A 19,751-nucleotide genomic window follows, 5' to 3' on the forward strand; every position below is an offset into this window, starting at 1 on the left:
TGCGGTGCGTACGACGACCGTCCGGGTGCCGGCCAAGATCAATCTCTCGCTCGGGGTAGGACCCCGCAGGGAGGACGGCTACCACCCGCTCGCGACCGTCTACCAGGCGGTCGACCTGTGCGACGAGGTCCGGGCGACCGAGGTCGACGGCGACTCCGTGAGCGTCGAGGTCCACTTCGACGGCGACGGGTGGCGCGAGCAGGCGCCCGTGCCGACCGACGAGAACAACCTCGCCGTCAAGGCGGCGCTCGCGCTCCGGGACGCCTTCGGCGTGAAGTCGGGCGCCGCGCTGTCGATCCGCAAGGTGATCCCGGTGATGGGCGGGATGGCCGGAGGGTCGGCCGACGGCGCCGCGGCGCTGGTGGCCTGCGACGCGCTGTGGGGAACGGGTGCGTCGCGGGCGGAGCTGGAGGAGATCGCGGCGGGCCTCGGCTCGGACGTGCCGTTCCTCCTCCACGGCGGCACCGCGCTCGGCGGCGGGCGCGGCGAGGAGGTCAGCCCCGTCCTCGCGCGCGGCCGGTTCCACTGGGTCTTCGCGATCGCCGACCATGGTCTGTCGACGGCCGAGGTGTATGCGGGCTACGACGCGCGGCACGCGGACGCTCCGCCGCCGATGCCCGAGGTCCCCCCGACGCTCCTGACGGCGCTCGCGGCGGGCGACGCCGCCGGGGTCGGTGCGTCCTTGTCCAACGATCTGCAACCGGTCGCCCTCGCGCTCCGGCCGGAGCTGCGCGACGTCTTGGCGGTCGGCGAGCAGGGCGGCGCCCTCGGGACGCTGGTGTCCGGCTCAGGCCCGACGGTGATGCTCCTCGCGGAGGACGCCGACCACTCCGCCCAGCTCGCGCGGATGCTGCTGGCCGAGGGCGTGTGTGTCGACGCCGTCCAGGCCACAGGACCCGAGCCCGGCGCACATCTGATCTGAGCGGTTCACCGCCCGGACCGGCGCGCCGCGAGAGCGCGTACGGCCGCCTCGTAGGCTTGCAGGGTGACCCCGCCCCAGAACCTCGTGAATCTCGACGGGGTGGACAAGACCCACGGGACCCGTACGCTCCTCGACGGCGTGAGCCTCGGGGTCGGCGCCTCGGACCGCATCGGCGTCGTCGGCCGCAACGGTGGCGGCAAGACCACCCTCCTGCGGGTGCTCTCGCGCATCGAGCCCGTCGACGCCGGACGCGTCACCCACGTACGGGGCCTCGAGGTCGGCTTCCTCAACCAGACCGACGAGCTCCACGAGGCACACACGCTCCGCGAGGCCGTCCTCGGTGGCAAGGCCGACCACGAGTGGGCGTCGGACCCCGACACGCGTGAGGTCGTCACGGTCCTGCTCGCCGGCGTGCCGCTCGACCGGCTCATCGAGGGGATGTCGGGTGGAGAGCGTCGCCGCGCCTCGCTCGCGCGCCTGCTCCTCGGCCAGCACGACCTGCTCGTCCTCGACGAGCCCACCAACCACCTCGACATCGACGCCATCGCGTGGCTCGCGCGCCACCTGCGCAACCGCGAGTGCGCGATCGTCGTCGTCACCCACGACCGCTGGTTCCTCGACGAGGTTGCGACCCGGACGTGGGAGGTGCACGACGGTGTCGTCGACCAGTACGACGGCGGTTACGCGGCGTACGTGCTCGCGCGTGCGGAGCGTGACCGTCAGGCCGCGGCGACCGAGAGCAGGCGCCTCAACCTCGTCCGCAAGGAGCTCGCCTGGCTGCGCCGCGGTCCTCCGGCGCGCACGTCGAAGCCGAAGTTCCGCATCGACGCCGCCAACGCGCTCATCGCCGACGAGCCGCCGCCGCGTGATCGCATGGAGCTCGAGCGCTTCGCGACGCAGCGGCTCGGCAAGGACGTGCTCGACCTGGAGGATGTGAGCCTGACCCGGGGGACCGCGACGATCCTCGACCACACGACCTGGCGCCTCGGTCCCGGCGACCGGGTTGGGCTCGTCGGCCCGAACGGCACCGGCAAGACGTCGATCATGCGCCTCCTCACCGGGACGCTCGATCCCGACCGGGGCCGGGTCAAGCGGGGCAAGACGATCTCGGTCGCCTACCTCTCGCAGGCGCTCGACGAGCTCGACCCGACCGTGCGGGTGCTCGACTCCGTCAGCGGGTCCGAGCTGCGGGCGACCTCGCTGCTCGAGGGCTTCGGGTTCACCGGCGACCTGCTCACGTCCCGGATCGGCGACCTGTCGGGCGGTGAGCGGCGGCGCCTCCAGGTGATGCGCCTGCTGCTCTCGGAGCCGAACGTGCTGCTCCTCGACGAGCCGACCAACGACCTCGACATCGATACACTGACGGTGATCGAGGACTATCTCGACCGATGGCCGGGGACACTGGTGGTCGTCTCGCACGACCGCTACTTCCTCGAACGGGTCACGGACACGGTGTACGAGCTGCCCGGGGACGGGTCTGTACGGATGCTCGTCGGCGGCATCGACGCATACCGGCCGCAGGACCTCGCGTCCCGTACCCGCGCAGGCACTGCGGCCGCAGCGGCATCGCCGCCGCCCGTCGCGACCAAGGGCTCGACTCTCTCGGGGGCCGAGGAGCGCGCCGCGCAGAAGGAGCTCGCGCGCATCGACCGGCGGCTGGCGCGGCTGTCCGAGCAGAGCGCGGTCATCGAGGCCGAGATGGCGGCGAACGCGACAGACGTCGGCAAGCTGTCCGAGCAGCAGGAGCGGCTGACGCGGATAGTGGAAGAGCGCGACGAGCTGGAGGCGTCATGGCTCGATATCGCGGACGTGTTAGGTTGATCATCACCCAGAAAGATAGATTTTCTACCTAAGTGGAGTGAGAGTGCCTCAGCAGGGACCCAACGACCGTTCGACCCGTCGACTCCGGTGGGTCCTCCCGATCGTCCTGGTGCTCGTCTGGCTCGTCGTCGGCGGGGCTGCGGGCCCGTTCGCCGGCAAGCTGGCGGAGGTCTCGGAGAACGACAACGCCGCCTTCCTGCCCGAGAGCGCGGAGTCGACGGAGGTCGCCAAGCTCCAAGAGGGCTTCGCCCCGGACACGGTCCCAGTTGTCATCATCTGGGAGTCCGACGCGCCGGCCACTGCCGAGGCTCGGGCGGCGGTCGCGGAGCAGCTCGAGGCCGTCGCTCGTGTCGAGGGCATCGAGCAGCCCGTCAGTCCGCCGGTTCCCTCGGAGGACGGCCGTGCGCTCGCGGGGTACCTGAAGATCTCGCCGTCGTACGAGGGTGAGGTCGAGACCGTCGTCGAGGACATCCGTGACGCGGTCGAGCCCGTCGACGGCATGACCCCGTACGTGACGGGGGCCGGTGGCTTCGCCGCCGACCTCGGCTCCGCGTTCGCCGGCATCGACGGTCTGCTCCTCGGGGTCGCGCTCGCCGTCGTCCTGGTGATCCTCCTCATCGTCTACCGAAGTCCGCTGCTGCCGTTCGCGGTCCTGCTGACGTCCGTCCTCGGCCTTGGTGTCGCGGCCTTCGTCGTGTACCAGCTGGCCGACGCGGGCATCCTGGCCCTCAACGGGCAGAGCCAGGGCATCATGTTCATCCTCGTCGTCGGTGCCGCCACCGACTATGCCCTCCTGCTCGTCGCCCGCTATCGCGAGGAGCTGCGTGCCCACGAGGACCGCGTCCAGGCGATGTGGATCGCCTGGCGTCGTGCGCTGCGGCCGATCCTCGCCTCGGGCGGCACCGTCATCCTCGGCCTGCTGTGCCTCCTGCTGTCCGACCTCACGTCCAACCGCAGCCTCGGGCCGGTCGCCGCGCTCGGCATCGCCGCCGCGATGCTCTCCGCGCTGACCTTCCTTCCGGCCGTGCTGCTGCTCTTCGGCCGGACGGCGTTCTGGCCGTTCCGTCCGCACGTCGGCACCGCCAAGCCCGAGGAGGCCGGGCTCTGGGGACGGGTCGCCCGTCTCGTGAGCCGCCGTCCCCGACGCGTGTGGGTGGTCGTGACGCTGATCCTCGCGCTGGGTGCCGCCTTCGCGCCGACCTTCAAGGCGTCGGGCGTCTCGCAGAGCGACTTCTTCCTCGGTGAGGTCGAGGCGGTCGCGGGGCAGGAGGCGCTGTCGCGTCACTTCCCGGGCGGCTCGGGGTCGCCGGCCGTCGTGGTCGCCCCGGAGTCCGACCTCGACGAGGTCGTCCGTACGGTCGAGGGCACCGACGGTGTCGCGTCGGCCGAGCCGATGGCCGACGCCGCCGCTGCTCCCGCGGCTGCGGCGACCCCCAAGGTCGTCGACGGACGGGTGATGATCGAGGTCACCCTCGACGACGCTGCCGACTCGGCGGCGGCGGAGGACACCGTCCGCGACCTGCGCACAGCCCTGCACGATCTTGGCGACGACGTGCTCGTCGGTGGGGCGACCGCGCAGCAGATCGACGGCGACGACGTCGCGGAGCGCGACCGTACGATCATCATCCCGGTCGTGCTGATCGTCATCTTGCTCGTGCTGATCGTGCTCCTGCGATCGATCCTGGCGCCGGTGCTGCTGGTGGCGACCACGGTGCTCAGCTTCTTCGCCACGCTGGGTGTCGCGGGGCTGGTCTTCGACCACGTCTTCGGGTGGCCTGGGGCAGACCCCTCGGTGCCCTTGTATGCGTTCGTGTTCCTCGTTGCGCTGGGCATCGACTACAACATCTTCCTCATGACCCGGGTTCGCGAGGAGTCCGTGGAGCGCGGGACGCGTCAGGGCATCCTGCACGGCCTGGTCGTCACGGGCGGGGTCATCACGTCCGCAGGTGTGGTGCTCGCGGCGACGTTCTCCGCGCTGGCGGTGCTGCCGATCTTGTTCCTGGCGCAGATCGCGTTCCTCGTCGCGTTCGGCGTGCTGCTCGACACGCTCATCGTCCGCTCGCTGCTCGTCCCTGCGCTGTCGTACGACATCGGCGCACGGATCTGGTGGCCCAGCCGGCTGCAGCAGCGCCGCTGACCCGGCTGCCGCGCACGTACGCCGTGAGGGGCGCCGCCGGGCGCCGCCCTCAGCTGGGGGCGTCGAACGGCAGCAGCAGGCCGCGGAGGAGCGACGCGAGTCGCTGGGCGTCGCCACCGCCAAGCGAGGCCAGCAGCTCGCGCTCACGTGCGAGCAGTGCCTCGAGCGCGGCGTCGACGGTCGAACGTCCCTCGTCGGTGAGGCGCACCTGGACGCCGCGTCGGTCGGCGGGGTCCGGCAGCCGTTCGACGAACCCGCGCGCGGTCAGGCGGTCGATGCGGTTGGTCATCGTGCCGCTGGTCACGAGCGTCTCGCGCAGCAGCTGACCGGGCGAGAGCTGGTACGGGGCTCCGGCGCGGCGCAGGGCGGACAGGACGTCGAACTCCCATCCGTCGAGGTCCTGGTCGGCGAAGGCCTCGCGTCGCGCCAGGTCGAGGTGGCGCGACAGACGGGAGACGCGGCTCAGCACCTCCATCGGATCGACGTCGAGGTCCGGGCGCTCGCGCCGCCAGGCAGCGACCAGTCGATCGACCTCGTCTCGCATGCCGCCAGCGTACCGTCGAGATTCTCGACATCGAGATGTTTCGTCGCGCGGGTCACAGGCTGCACGATGTCAATAAAGGTTGACGAGCGCGATGGTGTCAACCAATGTTGACGCATGGATCTGAAGGAAGCCACTGATGACGACCCGGCGGTCGGCCTCCGAGCCGTACGGGCGTTGCGCGACCTCGCCGAGCGGCTCGAGCGCCTCCAGGTCGAGCGGGCCCGCTCGCTCGGCTGGTCGTGGCAGCAGGTCGCCGATGCTCTCGGGGTCAGCCGGCAGGCGGCGCACAAGAAGCACGGTGGCCACGAGCGGCACGGGAAGGACTGACATGTTCGAGAAGTTCACATCGACGGCGCGCTCCGCGGTCGTCGATGCCCAGGTGGAGGCGCACGACGTGGGGGACAGGCGCATCGAGCCGGTGCACGTGCTGGGCGCACTCGCGAAGCAGGAGCCGGCTGACGGCGCGCTGGCGCGGCACGGCGTCACGTACGAGGCGCTGCGGGCGGAGATCGCGCGCAGCGGCGCCGGTGCGCTGGACGCCGAGGCCCTCGCGGCGCTGGGGGTCGACGTCGACGCGGTCCGCGAGCGGGCAGAGACGACGTTCGGAGCGGGTGCCCTCGAGCGGGCGGGGCGCGGTCATGGGCATCTGCGTTTCACGCGCCAGAGCAAGGCCGTGTTGGAGCAGGCACTCCGTGTCACCGCCGCGGGTCCCGGGCGGGAGATCGGTGCCTCGCAGCTGCTTGCGGGCGTGCTCGCGGTGGACGACGTCCGAACGGCCACCGTGATCGCCGCGGTCTGTGACGATCCCGCCGCGCTGCGGGCCGATGTCGTACGCCTCGTGTCCGGCGGCGCCTGAGCGTCCACCGCCTCCGTACGGCGGCGTCTAGGCGTCCACCCGGCGCGGTGCGGCGGTGCGTGGGCGTACATCCGCTGCGTGTCGGTGGACGTTGAGCCACCGATGGGGCGTCGCCGTCGCGGCGGCGCCTACTCCTCGCCGTCGCGGGAGAGCAGCTCGGGCTTGGCGTCGAGGTGGGAGAGCCCGTTCCAGGCGAGGTTGACGACATGCGCGGCGACGACGTCCTTGCTCGGCTTGCGGGCGTTGAGCCACCACTGGCCCGTCGTGGAGACCATGCCGACGAGCATCTGGGCATACATGGGAGCGAGCTTCGCCTCGTACCCGCGCTCCTTGAACTCGCCGACGAGGATGTCCTCCACGCGGCTCGCGATGTCGCTGATGATGCTCACGTACGAGCCGGTGGGTGTGCCGACGGGCGCGTCGCGGACCAGGATCCGGAACCCGTCCGAGCTCGTGTCAATGTAGGTGAGCAGGGCATACGCGGCCCGTTCGAGGAGCTCGCGGGGGCCGCCCTCGGTGAGCGCCGAGCGCATCCCGCCGAGGAGGGTCTGCACCTCGCGGTCGACGACGACAGCGTAGAGGCCTTCCTTGCCGCCGAAGTGTTCGTAGACGACCGGCTTCGACACCGATGCCCGCGAGGCGATCTCCTCGACGGTCGTGCCGTCGACGCCCTTCTCGGCAAAGAGGGTGCGGGCGATCTCGATGAGCTGCTCACGACGCTCGGCAGCGGTCATCCGCTTGCTGCTGCGCTTGGGCTCCGGATCGGTGTTCTTGGCCATTCTCGGCATTCTTCCTCACGGCGCCGTGAGGGCGGCGGGCGCGTCGTCGCGCGCAGATTCCCGGTATCCCAGCGTCCGGCGGGGCGTCTCGACGGCGGGCGATCCCGCGTCCCAGCAACTAAGCAAGCGCTTAGTTTTCATGGATCTTTAGCAGAAGAAGGAAGTTCTGTGGTGCTATTGCCCCTTTTGTCATCGAGTCGTTAACGTCCCGTTCACTTCGCGGGCTCCCGGATCGGCTGGGGGTGTTCTCGGGCCGCAGATCGAACAGGAGAACGAGATGTACAGACAGCTTGTGGTCCGGCTCGCGGCCCTCGTCGCGACCGTGACCCTCCCTCTCGTCGGTGTCGCGGCACCGACCGCGGTCGGTGCGGAAAACCCGTACGAACGCGGCCCCGCCCCGACCACGTCGAGCGTGCTCGGCAACGGCTCGTACAGCGTCGGCTCGACCTCGGTGTCGAGCCTGCTCGTCACCGGATTCGGCGGCGGGACGATCTACTACCCGTCGACGACCTCGGACGGAACCTTCGGCGGTGTCGTACTCGCCCCGGGCTTCACGGCGACATCGAGCGCGTACGCGGGGCTCGCGCGCCGCGTCGCCTCGCACGGGTTCGTGGTGTTCGCGATCGACACGACGACGACTCTCGACCAGCCGGACAGCCGGGGCCGGCAGATCCTCGCCGCGCTCGACTACCTGACGCAGCGCAGCTCGGCGAGGTCGCGTGTCGACGCTTCACGCCTCGCCGTGTCGGGGCACTCGATGGGCGGCGGCGGCACCCTTGCAGCCGCCAACTCGCGCTCGAGCCTCAAGGCCGCGGTCGCGCTCCAGCCGTGGCACACCACGAAGAGCTGGCCCGGCGTCCGCGTGCCGACGATGATCATCGGCGCGCAGACCGACACGATCGCGCCGAACTCCTCGCACTCGATCCCGTTCTACAACAGCCTGACCGGGGCAACTGAGCGCGCGTACGGGGAGCTCCGCAGCGAGGGGCACCTGGCGGCCAACACCAACCCGGACTGGCAGGGACGCCTCATGGTGACCTGGCTCAAGCGCTACGTCGACGCCGACCTGCGCTACTCGCCGTTCCTCTGCCCGGCGCCGAGCTCGACCTCGTTGTCGGACTACCGCAGCTCCTGCCCGGACTGAGCGGGCGGGGACAGAGAAGTCCCTCCGGAGAACGGGCCGGGCGCGATGGTGGAAGCATCGCGCCCGGCCCTCTCATGATGAACGACGGACCCAAGACGGCTTGCGGTCCCTCACGATCAGGCGGACTGTGGAAGGAGAGCACGTCTCCCGAGGAGGTCGCATGCACGTCAGCAACGTCGTCAAGTGGAGTGTGGTCGTCGCCGTGGTCGCCGGGTTCGTCATCTCCGGCCTCGTGGTGATCCTGCTGGTCCGCAATGGCGTCCTCAACAGCTATCCGTGGGAGTCCGTCGGCACCGCGCTGGCGATCTTCGGCGCCATCTGCGCACTCGTGACGGGGATCGCCGAGGCCGACGTCGGCAGCCACAAGACCAAGCGCGACGCCTCGCCGCACTGACGCCACGCCACGCCGGGGCCTGGTCTGACCGCAGGCGTCAGGTGTCAGGCGCTGACGCGCTTGGCGTCGATGCGCGACGCCACCGGCCAACGGACGTCGCGTACCCAGCCGGCCTTCTCGAAGAGCCAGATCAACCGTGCCGAGATGTCGACCTGCCCGCGCAGCACACCGTGGCGCGCGCACGTGGGGTCGGCGTGGTGGAGGTTGTGCCAGGACTCGCCCATCGACGGGATCGCCAACCACCAGACGTTGCCGGAGCGGTCGCGCGACTTGAAGGGCGCCTCGCCCATCGTGTGGCAGATCGAGTTGATCGACCAGGTCACGTGGTGCACGAGGAAGACCCGGACCAGCGAACCCCAGAAGAACGCGGTCACGGCGCCCTGCCACGACCAGGTGACAAGGCCACCGATCACGGCGGGGGCGGCCAGCGACACGAGCACCCACATCGGGAACTGCTTGGACAGCCGTACGATGTCGCGGTCCTTGAGGAGGTCCGGCGCGTACTGGCGCTGCGGCGTCTGCTCGGCGTTGAACATCCAGCCGAGGTGCGCGTACGCGAAACCCTTGGTCAGCGCGGGGATGGTCTCGCCGTAGCGCCACGGCGAGTGCGGGTCGCCCTCGCGGTCGGAGAACTTGTGGTGCTTGCGGTGGTCGGCGACCCAACGGGTGATCGGGCCTTGGATCGCAAGGCTGCCGGCGATGCCCAGCGCGATCTTGACCGCACGGTTCGGCTTGAACGACTTGTGGGTGAAGAGGCGGTGGAGCCCGACCGTGACGCCGAGCGAGCCGATCAGGTAGAAGACGGCGAGCAGGGCGAGGTCGACGGGCCCGAGCCACCCGCCCCATGCCACCGGCACTGCAGCGAGCAGTGCGAGGAACGGGACGGCGACGAAGACGCCGAGGGTGAGCTGCTCTACCTTGCCCGGCGGCGTGCCTTCGGCGCCGAAGCCTGCCTCGTTGCGCAGTGGGGTCTCGAGCCGTGCCGACATGCGGACTCCTCGTGGTAGGGGTCGGGCCTCGGTCGTGGTCGGGGAAGGATTTCGGGAAGCGTAACTTACGCGTCCGTAGGTTTCAGTGTTGCCCGAGGTGCGCGACAGATCAAGAGGACCGCCGATGTGTGCGCGGGCGTCGGTGTTCCGTACGCTGGGTGCGGATGATCCCCGGTTGGTCTGTCGGCAGGGCCCGCCGCACTTTGAATGCGGATCAAGCGACGTAGGTTCGACTCCTACCCGGGGAGCTCATCCGCCCAGCGACGAACGGTGGAGAGGAACGCGTGAGCGAGCAGGCTCCAATCAGCGTGATCGTGCTGGCCGCAGGCGGGGGCACCCGCATGAGGTCGAAGACGATGAAGGTGCTGCACCCCCTCGCCGGGAGGTCGCTCCTCGGGCATGCGCTGCACGCCGCGCGCGGGGTCGCGCCCGACCACGTCGTCGCCGTCGTCGGCAACCAGCGCGAGCAGGTCGCCGAACACCTCGCGCAGATCGACCCCGACGTCGTCCAGGCGGTCCAGGAGGAGCAGCTCGGCACCGGCCACGCCGTCGCGATCGGGCTCGCGGCACTCGGGGACGACCTCGCCGGGACGATCGTCGTCGTGTACGGGGACGTGCCTCTCCTCCAGCCCGAGACGCTCGAGGCCTTCCTGGAGGACCACCGCGCGCACGACCGTACGCTCTCGGTGCTCACCGCCCGGGTCGACGACCCGCACGGCTACGGACGCGTGGTCCGCAACGACGACGGTACGGTCGCGGCCATCGTCGAGGAGAAGGACGCGACCGACGCGCAGCGCGCGATCGACGAGATCAACTCCGGCATCCTCGCCTTCGACGCCGAGTGGGCGCGTGACGCGCTGCGGCAGGTCGGCAAGGACAACTCCCAGGGCGAGTACTACCTCACCGACCTCATCGGCATCGCCGTCGGGCAGTCGCGACCCGTCGGGGCGTACGAGATCGACGACGCCGTCCAGACCGAGGGCGTCAACACCCGGGTGCAGCTGGCCCGGATGGCGGCCGAGGCCAACCGCCGCATCGTCGAGCGCCACATGCTCGCGGGCGTGACGGTGGTCGATCCGGCGACGACCTGGATCGACGTGGACGTCTCGATCGGCGCGGACACGACGATCCTCCCGGGCACGCAGGTGCTCGGGGCGACGACGATCGGCGCGGACGCGGTGATCGGCCCCGACTGCACGCTGACCGACATGGAGATCGGCGACGGCGCGAGCGTCGTCCGTACGGTCGGGTCGTTGTCGGTGATCGAGGCCGGCGCGTCGACCGGACCGTTCACCTACCTGCGCCCCGGCACGACCGTGGGTGAGGGCGGCAAGCTCGGCGCCTTCGTCGAGGCGAAGAACACCCGGCTCGGCGCTGGAGCCAAGGTGCCCCACCTGTCGTACGTCGGCGACGGCGACATCGGCGAGGGCGCCAACGTCGGCGCGGGGACGATCTTCGCCAACTACGACGGTGTCAACAAGCACCGGACGAGCATCGGGGCCCACGCCCGTACCTCGTCGAACAACACCTTCGTGGCGCCGGTGAGCGTCGGTGACGGTGCGTTCACCGGTGCTGGTTCGACCATCCGCGAGGACGTTCCGCCGGGGGCGCTGGCGGTGTCGGCCGGATCACAGCGCACCATTGAAGGGTGGGTCGCCCGGAAGCGTCCGGGCACCCCGTCCGCGGAGGCCGCCGCGCGCGCCCGCGCGGAGCATGACAGCGACGACAGTGACGACGTCCAGGAGAGCACCTCGTGACCGGTATCAAGCGCACCACCGAGAAGAACCTCATGCTCTTCTCCGGACGTTGCCACCCCGCGCTCGCCGAGGAGGTCGCGAAGGAGGTCGGAACCGCACTGGTCCCGACCTCCGTCTACGACTTCGCCAACGGCGAGATCTACGTGCGCTATCAGGAGTCGGTCCGCGGCTCCGACGCGTTCGTGATCCAGAGCCACGCCGCCCCGATCAACGAGGCGATCATGGAGCAGCTGCTCATGGTCGATGCGCTCAAGCGCGCCTCGGCGAAGCGGATCACGGTGATCCAGCCGTTCTACGGCTACGCGCGCCAGGACAAGAAGCACCGCGGCCGCGAGCCCATCTCGGCCCGCCTCATGGCCGACCTGTTCCTCACCGCCGGCGCTGACCGGCTGATGACGGTGGACCTGCACACCGCGCAGATCCAGGGCTTCTTCGACGGCCCGGTCGACCACCTGATGGCGATGCCGATCCTCACCGACTACGTCCTCGAGCGGTACGGCGACAAGCGTCTCGCCATGGTCTCGCCCGACGCCGGCCGCATCAAGGTCGCCGAGAACTGGGCCGAGAAGCTCGGTGGCGTCCCGCTGGCGTTCATCCACAAGACCCGCGACATCGACCGGCCCAACGCGAGCGTCGCGAATCGCGTCGTCGGTGACGTCCAGGGCCGTACCTGCATCCTCGTCGACGACCTCATCGACACCGGCGGCACGATCGTCCAGGCGTGCGAGGCGCTGATGGAGGCCGGCGCGGCCGACGTCATCATCGCCGCCACCCACGCGGTGTTCTCGGGCCCTGCGGTCGAGCGGCTCGAGAAGTGCTCGGCCGCCGAGGTCATCATCACCAACACGCTTCCGCTCCCAGACGAGAAGCGCTTCGACAAGCTCACCGAGCTGTCGATCGCGCCGCTGCTCGGGCGCGCGATCCGTGAGGTCTTCGAGGACGGCTCGGTGACGAGTCTCTTCGACGGCAAGGCCTGAGCACGCCGCTCCCGCCGCCCGCGTCCTGCAACCCGTTTCGACAGGGCTCGTTCCGCCCTTGTAGGATGGGGAAGTTGCCTCGGCGAGGGTTGGCTTTCCGTCAGCCGTGATCGACTTGGTGTCTTGGACACAAGGTGTGTCTCGGACAGCGTGCGCGATGCGGCCGTCCGAAAGACCACCGTCGCCGGGGTGCGACCACCGCTCATAGATACCCAGAGTTCCAGAGGAGCAACACCGCCGTGTCCGAGATCAAGATCAAGGCTGAGACGCGTACCGAGTTCGGCAAGGGCGCCGCTCGCCGTATCCGCCGTGAGAGCAAGGTTCCTGCGGTTCTCTACGGGCACGGCATCGACCCGATCCACGTGACCCTCCCCGGCCACGAGCTGATGCTCGCCCTCAAGCAGCCGAACGCGCTGCTGTCGGTCGACGTGGACGGCGACGCGCAGCTCGCGCTGCCCAAGCAGGTCCAGCGCGACCCGATCAAGGGCTTCATCGAGCACGCCGACCTGCTCGTCGTCCGCAAGGGCGAGAAGGTCACGGTCGACATCACGATCAACGTCGTCGGTGAGGTCATCGGCGGCGCCATGGTCGTCACCGAGAACGCCACCGTCGCGATCGAGGCCGAGGCGACCCACCTCCCCGAGGCCATCGAGGTCTCCGTCGAGGGCCTGGACGCCGGCGCGCAGATCCACGCGTCCGACCTGCAGCTCGCCAAGGGCTCGTCGCTGGCCGTCGACGCCGACACGCTCATCGTGAACGTCGTCGCCGCGCCGACCGCCGAGCAGGTCGAGGCCGAGCTCGAGACCGCCGAGGCCGAGGCCGGCATCGAGCGCGAGGAGTCGCAGGCCGAGGCCGAGGTGGCCGACGCCGCCGAGGCTGCTCCCGCCGCCGAGTGACCTCCTGACGCAGACGGGAGCGACGCGGTGACTGACTCACCGTGGCTGATCGTCGGCCTCGGCAACCCCGGGCCGTCGTACGCCCAGACGCGTCACAACATCGGCTACGCGGTGGCCGACCGGCTCGCGGAGCGGATCGGCGGTCGCTGGAAGTCGCACAAGCCCACCCGCACGGACGTCGTGGAGGGCCGCCTCGGCGGCGTTCCCGGCGTCCGTGTCGTGCTGGGCAGGGCGCGGTCCTATATGAACGAGAGCGGTGGCGGAGTCCGCGCGCTGTCGACGTTCTACAAGATCCCGCCCGAGCAGCTCGTGGTCGTCTACGACGAGCTCGACCTGCCGTACGAGACGATGCGCGTGAAGTTCGGCGGCGGCGACAACGGCCACAACGGGCTGAAGTCGATCCGCGCCTCGCTCGGTACCGGCGACTACTACAAGGTGCGCGTCGGCATCGGTCGCCCGCCCGGTCGCCAGAACCCGGCTGACTACGTCCTGAAGCCCTTCTCGAGCACCGAGCGCAAGGAGCTGCCGCTCGTGGTGGAGACGGCGGCAGATGCGGTCGAGACCCTGGTCACGGCCGGTCTCGAGGTCGCGCAGCGCGAGTTCAACAGCTGACTGAAGTCCCCGACGTGGCGCCCGCCACGATTTTGTGAAACACCCTCATCGTGGACCGGTGATCTGATTCACTCCATCGGGTAGCACCAACTATCGGGGTGGAGTGCAGTGACGGATCTTGGGGTCGCTTCCGAGCGCATGACGACAGCACGAGGGGCAGCGTTCACGACGCCCTCGCAGCTGGTCGTCAAGATGCGCAACCGGTCGCGCATGGCGGCCCTCGCCTTCCTGCTCTCGACCCTCGGCAGCGCCTTCGTTGCGGCTGTCCTGGCCCCGTCGACCGGGTACGAGCTCTGGCTCGTCGTCGCCGCGATCGGCGTGCTCCTCGCCGTCGAGTTCGCGACGATCCCAGCGTACGAGCGCACCCGCTCGCTCCGGCCGGCCCGCCGCCTGGTCGTCTGCGGCAGCGTCGGCGTCCTCGTCCTGGTCGTGTTCGAGGTGATGTCGCCGGCAACGGCGCGTGCCAGCCTTCTCGTCGTCCTCACCGCGGCCACTCTCAGTGCGTCCGCCGTGGTCCTGCGCCGGATCGTCGCCTCTCCGGTGTCGCTGCTCCTCGTGGGTGACCGCGACGGTGTCGGCCACTTCCTCGCGCAGTGGTCGGAGCGCTCCGACATCGAGATGAAGGGGATCTGCCTCGTCACGGAGGACGACGAGGCCGTGGTGCCGCACACGCTAGGTGGTGTGCCGGTCGTCGGCGCGCTCACCGACGTGGGTGACGCGGTCGGTCGACTCGCCGTGGACGGTGTGATGGTCGCTCCTGGCCCCTCCCTCAGTGCGTACGACGTGCGCAGGATCAACTGGGCGCTCGACCACTCGCTCGTCGAGCTCACGGTTGCGACCGAGGTGCACGGCGCATGGCCGCACCGCGTGCAGCCTCGCGTGCTCGGGCGCCGTCTCGTGCTGTCGGTGCGGCCTGGCCGCCGTCCCCGCCTGGTCAGCCTGGCCAAGGCCATGATCGACCGCGTCGGCTCCGGCGCGCTCCTCCTGCTCCTCAGCCCGCTCTTCCTCGCCGTCGCGGTCGCCGTACGGGTGTCCAGCCCCGGCCCGGTCTTCTTCCGCCAGATCAGGACGGGCATGAACGGCGAGCCGTTCGCGATGCTGAAGTTCCGCACGATGGTCGTCAACGCCGAGGAGCTCGTCGACGAGCTCCTCGAGCTCAACGAGGGCTCGGGCCCGCTGTTCAAGCTTCATGACGACCCACGCGTGACCCGCGTCGGCAAGATCCTGCGCAAGACGTCGCTCGACGAGCTCCCGCAGCTGATCAACGTCGTCCGCGGCGACATGTCGCTGATCGGTCCGCGCCCGGGGCTTCCGCGCGAGGCCGAGACGTACGACTCCTGGATCCGGCACCGCCTCGAGGTCAAGCCCGGCATGACCGGCCTGTGGCAGGTGAGCGGGCGCTCCAACCTCAGCTGGCAGGACTCCGTGCGTCTCGACATCGACTACGTCGACAACTGGACGATCCGCTCCGACCTCGCGATCGTCGCGAGGACGGCACGCGCGGTGATCAAGGGCGACGGGGCACGCTGATGGACACGGCGAACGACTCGGGGCGGCGCCGACTGACCGGCCTGATCGGCGCGGCCGTCGGCCTGATCGTCGTCGGGCTCGTCGTGGTCTTCCTCGTCGCACGACCGTCGGCCGACGGCGGCGACGGAGGCAAGGGCTCTGAGGCCTCGGCCCAGCAGCTTCCGGACAATCCGTCGAGCGATTTCACTCCGGGTTCGCTGGAGACCGTGCCGGTCGAGGAGGTCGAGCCCGCGAAGTCGGTCGCCCTGGACGAGAAGGCGACGCTCGGACCGGGCCTCACCGCAAACGTGGCGAGCCTGCGTGCCGTCAAGGGCACGGCGCGCGGACCGGGTGAGATCGCGGGCCCCGCGCTCCAGGTGCGGATCGCGGTCGACAACGGCGCCGACGAGGCGATCGCGCTCGGACGCGCGGTCGTCGAGGTGAGCTATGGCAAGAAGCAGACGCCAGGCGTCGAGCTGAGCGGACCGGGGGTCGCGCCGTTCCCGGCGAGCCTCGAGCCCGGCAACTCGGCCGAGGGCACGTACGTGTTCGGGGTGCCCAAGGGTGCTCGCGGACGTGTGCAGATCACGATCGCCTACACCGCGGGGCAGCCGCCCGCGGTGTTCGAGGGCGACGCGACCGCGGGAGCGGTGCGATGACGTCCGGAGAGCGGGTCAGTCCCGCCGTCGCGGACATGCCGGTACGGCGCGTGGTGCGCCGTACTCCAAGAACTCTTTGAAGACTCAGGACCCGCAGATGGGCGGGCCTGTCAGCAGAACGGCGGTAGGGCGATGCTCAACCACACCTCGACGCGGACCGGACACGGACGAGCACGCTGGAGCGTCCCCCTGCGGCTCCTCGCCGGTGCGGCGCTGACGGCGGCGGTCCTCGCCCCGGCCGTCCCCGCCCATGCCGACTCCCAACCTGCCGACCCGAACGATCCCGCGACACCGACGACGGTGACGGCCGACGCGTTGCCGACCGTCCAGATCAACGGCGTCGTCTGGTCGCAGGGGATCGCCGGCAACCGCGTGTACGCCGGCGGCAGCTTCACCAACGCCCGTCCGGCCGGCTCGCCCTCGGGCACCAACACGGTCGCGCGGAGCCACCTGCTCGCGTACGACCTGCAGACCGGTGTCCTCATCAGCACCTTCGCGCCGACACTGAACGCGCAGGTGACCGCCGTCGCCGTGTCGCCGAACGGCTCTCGTGTCTACGTCGGTGGTGACTTCACCACCGTGAACGGGCAGACCCGACGCCGGATCGCCGCCTTCGACGCCGCCACCGGTGCCCTGGTCGCCAGCTTCGCGCCGTCGGTGAACGGGTCGGTCGACGCGATCGCCGCGACGAACACGACCGTCTACGCGGGTGGCAGCTTCCTCGGGGTCGGCAACCAGGACCGCTACAACGTCGCCGCCTTCAACGCGTCGAACGGTGCGCTCCTCAGCTGGGCTCCCGTCGCGTCTGGCGGCACCGTTCGCGCTCTCGCGATGAATCCGGATGGGACCAAGATCGCGGTCGGCGGCTCCTTCACGACTCTCAACGGCTCGGCGAACCCCGGCTACGGCCTCGGCATGGTCGACGCGACGACTGGTGCCAACCTCCCCATGGGCGCCAACAGCGTGATTCGCAACGGCACCGCAGACGGGGCGATCCTCACGCTGCGGGCCGACGCCGACAACGTGTACGGCGCCGGCTACACGTTCGGCAAGTCCGGAGGCACGCTCGAGGGCGTGTTCGCCGCGGACTGGGACGGCGGCGACCTGACATGGATCAACGACTGCCACGGTGACAGCTACGACATCGTCCCGGTGGGCGACGTCATCTACCAGGCCGGTCACTTCCACTACTGCGAGAACATCGGCGGCTTCCCTCAGGGCGACGGTGGCGTCGGCACGTACCCGTACAACCGGGGGACGGCCATGAGCAAGTCGGCCACGCGCACCGCGACGTGGGAGCCCGACCAGGGCCGCTACTACTCCTACCTCGGTCAGCCCGCCCCGTCGCAGCTGGCGTGGTACCCAGAGTTGAACACCGGCACCGCCACCGGCCAGAGCCAGGGCCCGTGGTCGCTGGCAGGCAACAGCACCTACGTCGTCATGGGCGGCGAGTTCACCCGCGTGAACGGCACCGCCCAGCAGGGCCTCGTGCGGTACGCCGTGCGCGGCACCGCGCCGAACGACCGCGGCCCCCAGCTCGGGGGCGCCTCCTTCCCGCTGAAGGCTGTCTCGTCCAAGCCCGGTGAGGTCCACGTGACGTACGGGTCGAACCACGACCCCGACAACGAGAACCTCACCTACCGCCTCTACCGGCAGACCCAGAACGCAGCCGGGCTGATCGACACCCGCGTCGTGCGCACGCCGTACTGGCGCCTGCCCGTCCACGGATTCACCGACACCGGACAGCCGGTCGGATCCACCCGCCAGTACCGGGTGACTGCGACGGACCCGGCGGGCAACGTCGCGCAGTCGCCGTGGGTCAGCGTGACCGTCGCCGGCTCCCACACGTCGAGCGCCTACCGCGAGGCGGTGCAGCGCAGTCAGCCCGACCACTACTGGCGCTTCAGCGAGGCGACGGGGACCGCAGGTGACCTCACCGGCTTCACGCCGCTCAACGTCAACGCCGGCGTGCTCCGCCCGGCGGCCGGCGCGGTCGGTGGCGACAGCGACCCCGCCGCGAGCTTCAACGGCACGACCACGGGGTACGCGGCGACGCCGGCGACCGACAACCCGCTCGACGTGCTCACGCTCGAGACGTGGTTCAAGACAACGTCGACCACGGGCGGCAAGATCCTCGGCTGGGGCAACCGCGCCGACCGCAACTCGTCCAAGGCCGACCGGCACCTCTACATGGACAACACCGGTCGGATCAACTTTGGAGTCAAGCCCGACCAGACCCGCAAGGTAGTGACGAGCCCGGCCACCTACAACGACGGTCAGTGGCACCACGCCGCGGCCTCGCTGGGCCCGGACGGCATGAAGCTCTATCTCGACGGCGCGAAGGTCGCCGACCGTACGGACGTCACGGTGGGCGAGCACCTCTCGCGCGGGTTCTGGCGGATCGGTGGGGACACCCTCAACAACTGGCCGTCCATCCCGACCACCGCGTTCTTCACCGGTGACATCGACGAGGCGGCGGTCTACTCGTCCGTCCTCAGCGACACCGAGATCGCCGCGCACTACGCGGCGGCGACGGGCGCGCCCGTCCCGAACCTGCCGCCGACGGCGTCGTTCCCGACTCCGACGATCGACGGCCTGAAGGTGACGGTCAACGGATCGAGCTCGTCTGACTCGGACGGCACGGTGACGGGCCACGCGTGGACCTTCGGTGACGGCGGCACGGCGACCGGAGTGAACCCGTCGCACACGTACGCCGCCGCGGGGACCTACACGATCACCCTGACCGTGACCGACGACGACGACGCGACCCACCAGACGTCGCGTCAGGTGACGGTGTCGACGCCGCCGCCCAACCAGCCGCCGACAGCGTCCTTCACGACACCGACGGACGGGTTGACGGTGAACCCCAACGGCAGCGGCTCGTCGGACACCGACGGCACGGTCACCGGCTACGCGTGGACGTTCGGTGACGGCGGCACGGCGACCGGGGTGAACCCGTCGCACACGTACGCCGCTGCGGGGACCTACCCGGTGACCCTGATCGTGACTGATGACGACGGTGCGACGGCAACGCTCACGAAGGACGTCATCGTGGCTGGAGCTCCGGCGCCGTTCGCGCGGGACACGTTTGCACGGACCGTCGTCGATGCCTGGGGCAACGCAGAGACCGGCGGGGCCTGGACCAGGACTGGGTCGGCGACGAACTTCTCGGTCTCGAGTGGCACCGGCAAGATCCGCATGGGGACGCCGGGAGCAGGTCCAGGCATCGCACTGAACGGGGTCTCCTCGACCAGCACCGATCTCTCGGTGACGGCGAGCGCGGACAAGGCGGCGACCGGTGGCGGCACCTACCTCAGCTTCCACCCGAGGCGCGTCGCGAACGGTGACCACTATTTCGCCGACGTGCGGCTGGTCGCGGGCGGCAGTGTGTCGCTCAACATCGGCAGGACCGTCGCCGGGGTCGAGACCTCGCTGGCCAGCGGCACGATCAGCGGCCTCACGGTGGCCGCCGGGGAGGCACTCCAGGTGCGTGTCGCGGCCTCGGGGACGTCGCCGACAACGCTGCGCGCTAAGGTCTGGAAGGCCGGGACCGCCGAGCCCGCGGCGTGGCGGCTGACCTCGAGCGACTCCTCAGCCTCTCTCCAAGCGGCCGGCGCGCTCGGCCTGTGGACGTACCTGTCCAGCTCGGCGACGAACGCTCCTGTGGTCGCGAGCTTCGACGACCTCGTCGCTCGTACGGAATGAGGACGACCGGATCGTGAAAACAACCGTGGCGTGGGCCCTGCGCCCATAGC

General features: G+C 70.1%; 17 protein-coding genes and 1 tRNA gene. 15 read left to right on the top strand and 3 right to left on the bottom strand.

Annotation, left to right across the window (positions count from 1 at the left end):
* The first annotated feature begins 4 nt into the window (after positions 1-4).
* The 3 genes from HCT63_RS05010 to HCT63_RS05020 all read left to right on the top strand — a co-directional run bounded on the left by HCT63_RS05010 (position 5) and on the right by HCT63_RS05020 (position 4,880).
* Complete coding sequence (locus HCT63_RS05010) at positions 5-922, top strand: 4-(cytidine 5'-diphospho)-2-C-methyl-D-erythritol kinase (protein ID WP_167001676.1); 918 nt, start codon at positions 5-7, stop codon at positions 920-922.
* A gap of 63 nt (positions 923-985) precedes the next feature.
* A complete protein-coding gene (locus HCT63_RS05015; protein WP_167001678.1) occupies positions 986-2,743 on the top strand; it encodes an ABC-F family ATP-binding cassette domain-containing protein in 1,758 nt (585 codons plus the stop codon).
* A 43-nt stretch (positions 2,744-2,786) separates the two neighbouring features.
* Positions 2,787-4,880, top strand: a complete 2,094-nt coding sequence (locus HCT63_RS05020; protein WP_167001680.1) for an efflux RND transporter permease subunit — start codon at positions 2,787-2,789, stop codon at positions 4,878-4,880.
* 49 nt (positions 4,881-4,929) lie between these two features.
* Here HCT63_RS05020 and HCT63_RS05025 read toward each other — a convergent pair whose 3' ends face one another.
* Complete coding sequence (locus HCT63_RS05025; protein WP_167001682.1) at positions 4,930-5,424, bottom strand: MarR family transcriptional regulator; 495 nt, start codon at positions 5,422-5,424, stop codon at positions 4,930-4,932.
* 114 nt (positions 5,425-5,538) lie between these two features.
* On the opposite strand from HCT63_RS05025, the gene HCT63_RS05030 reads away from it, so the two are divergent.
* Positions 5,539-5,751, top strand: coding sequence for an RNA polymerase subunit sigma-70 (locus HCT63_RS05030; protein ID WP_167001684.1), 213 nt, complete (start codon positions 5,539-5,541; stop codon positions 5,749-5,751).
* A 1-nt stretch (position 5,752) separates the two neighbouring features.
* Positions 5,753-6,280, top strand: coding sequence for a Clp protease N-terminal domain-containing protein (locus HCT63_RS05035; protein ID WP_167001686.1), 528 nt, complete (start codon positions 5,753-5,755; stop codon positions 6,278-6,280).
* A 128-nt stretch (positions 6,281-6,408) separates the two neighbouring features.
* On the opposite strand, the gene HCT63_RS05040 is transcribed toward HCT63_RS05035, so the two are convergent.
* A complete protein-coding gene (locus tag HCT63_RS05040) occupies positions 6,409-7,059 on the bottom strand; it encodes a TetR/AcrR family transcriptional regulator (protein ID WP_208322270.1) in 651 nt (216 codons plus the stop codon).
* Positions 7,060-7,336: 277 nt separating this feature from the next.
* Between HCT63_RS05040 and HCT63_RS05045 the strand changes: the two genes are divergently transcribed.
* Together HCT63_RS05045 and HCT63_RS05050 are read left to right on the top strand one after the other, a co-directional pair.
* Entirely contained in the window at positions 7,337-8,203 is an 867-nt protein-coding gene (locus HCT63_RS05045) for an alpha/beta hydrolase (protein WP_167001688.1), read from the top strand.
* 160 nt (positions 8,204-8,363) lie between these two features.
* A complete protein-coding gene (locus HCT63_RS05050; RefSeq protein WP_167001689.1) occupies positions 8,364-8,597 on the top strand; it encodes a hypothetical protein in 234 nt (77 codons plus the stop codon).
* 44 nt (positions 8,598-8,641) lie between these two features.
* On the opposite strand, the gene HCT63_RS05055 is transcribed toward HCT63_RS05050, so the two are convergent.
* Entirely contained in the window at positions 8,642-9,586 is a 945-nt protein-coding gene (locus HCT63_RS05055) for an acyl-CoA desaturase (RefSeq protein ID WP_167001690.1), read from the bottom strand.
* A 168-nt stretch (positions 9,587-9,754) separates the two neighbouring features.
* Here HCT63_RS05055 and HCT63_RS05060 point away from each other — a divergent pair.
* The 8 genes from HCT63_RS05060 (at position 9,755) to HCT63_RS05095 (ending at position 19,701) form a co-directional block, all read left to right on the top strand.
* Positions 9,755-9,834: transfer RNA gene (locus HCT63_RS05060), tRNA-Gln, on the top strand.
* 36 nt (positions 9,835-9,870) lie between these two features.
* Positions 9,871-11,343 (top strand): bifunctional UDP-N-acetylglucosamine diphosphorylase/glucosamine-1-phosphate N-acetyltransferase GlmU, encoded by a 1,473-nt coding sequence (gene glmU, locus HCT63_RS05065; RefSeq protein ID WP_167001691.1) that lies wholly within the window; start codon positions 9,871-9,873, stop codon positions 11,341-11,343.
* The gene (locus HCT63_RS05070) at positions 11,340-12,320 is read left to right on the top strand and encodes a ribose-phosphate diphosphokinase (protein WP_167001692.1); all 981 of its coding nucleotides are present in this window, start codon (positions 11,340-11,342) and stop codon (positions 12,318-12,320) included. The genes glmU and HCT63_RS05070 overlap by 4 nt, the downstream gene beginning before the upstream one ends.
* Before the next feature lie 239 nt (positions 12,321-12,559).
* Positions 12,560-13,216, top strand: coding sequence for a 50S ribosomal protein L25/general stress protein Ctc (locus tag HCT63_RS05075; RefSeq protein ID WP_167001693.1), 657 nt, complete (start codon positions 12,560-12,562; stop codon positions 13,214-13,216).
* A 27-nt stretch (positions 13,217-13,243) separates the two neighbouring features.
* Positions 13,244-13,828 carry an aminoacyl-tRNA hydrolase gene (gene pth, locus HCT63_RS05080; protein WP_167001694.1) on the top strand — a complete coding sequence of 195 codons (585 nt, stop codon included), beginning with the start codon at positions 13,244-13,246 and terminating at the stop codon, positions 13,826-13,828.
* Between the two features lie 138 nt (positions 13,829-13,966).
* On the top strand, positions 13,967-15,358 hold the full coding sequence (locus HCT63_RS05085; RefSeq protein WP_167001695.1) for an exopolysaccharide biosynthesis polyprenyl glycosylphosphotransferase: 1,392 nt from the start codon (positions 13,967-13,969) through the stop codon (positions 15,356-15,358).
* Positions 15,358-15,996, top strand: a complete 639-nt coding sequence (locus HCT63_RS05090) for a hypothetical protein (RefSeq protein WP_167001697.1) — start codon at positions 15,358-15,360, stop codon at positions 15,994-15,996. The genes HCT63_RS05085 and HCT63_RS05090 overlap by 1 nt, the downstream gene beginning before the upstream one ends.
* A 132-nt stretch (positions 15,997-16,128) precedes the next feature.
* Positions 16,129-19,701, top strand: coding sequence for a PKD domain-containing protein (locus tag HCT63_RS05095; protein ID WP_167001698.1), 3,573 nt, complete (start codon positions 16,129-16,131; stop codon positions 19,699-19,701).
* Positions 19,702-19,751 lie beyond the last annotated feature (50 nt).

The organism is Mumia sp. ZJ430, assembly GCF_011751845.1.
Classification (GTDB): domain Bacteria; phylum Actinomycetota; class Actinomycetes; order Propionibacteriales; family Nocardioidaceae; genus Mumia.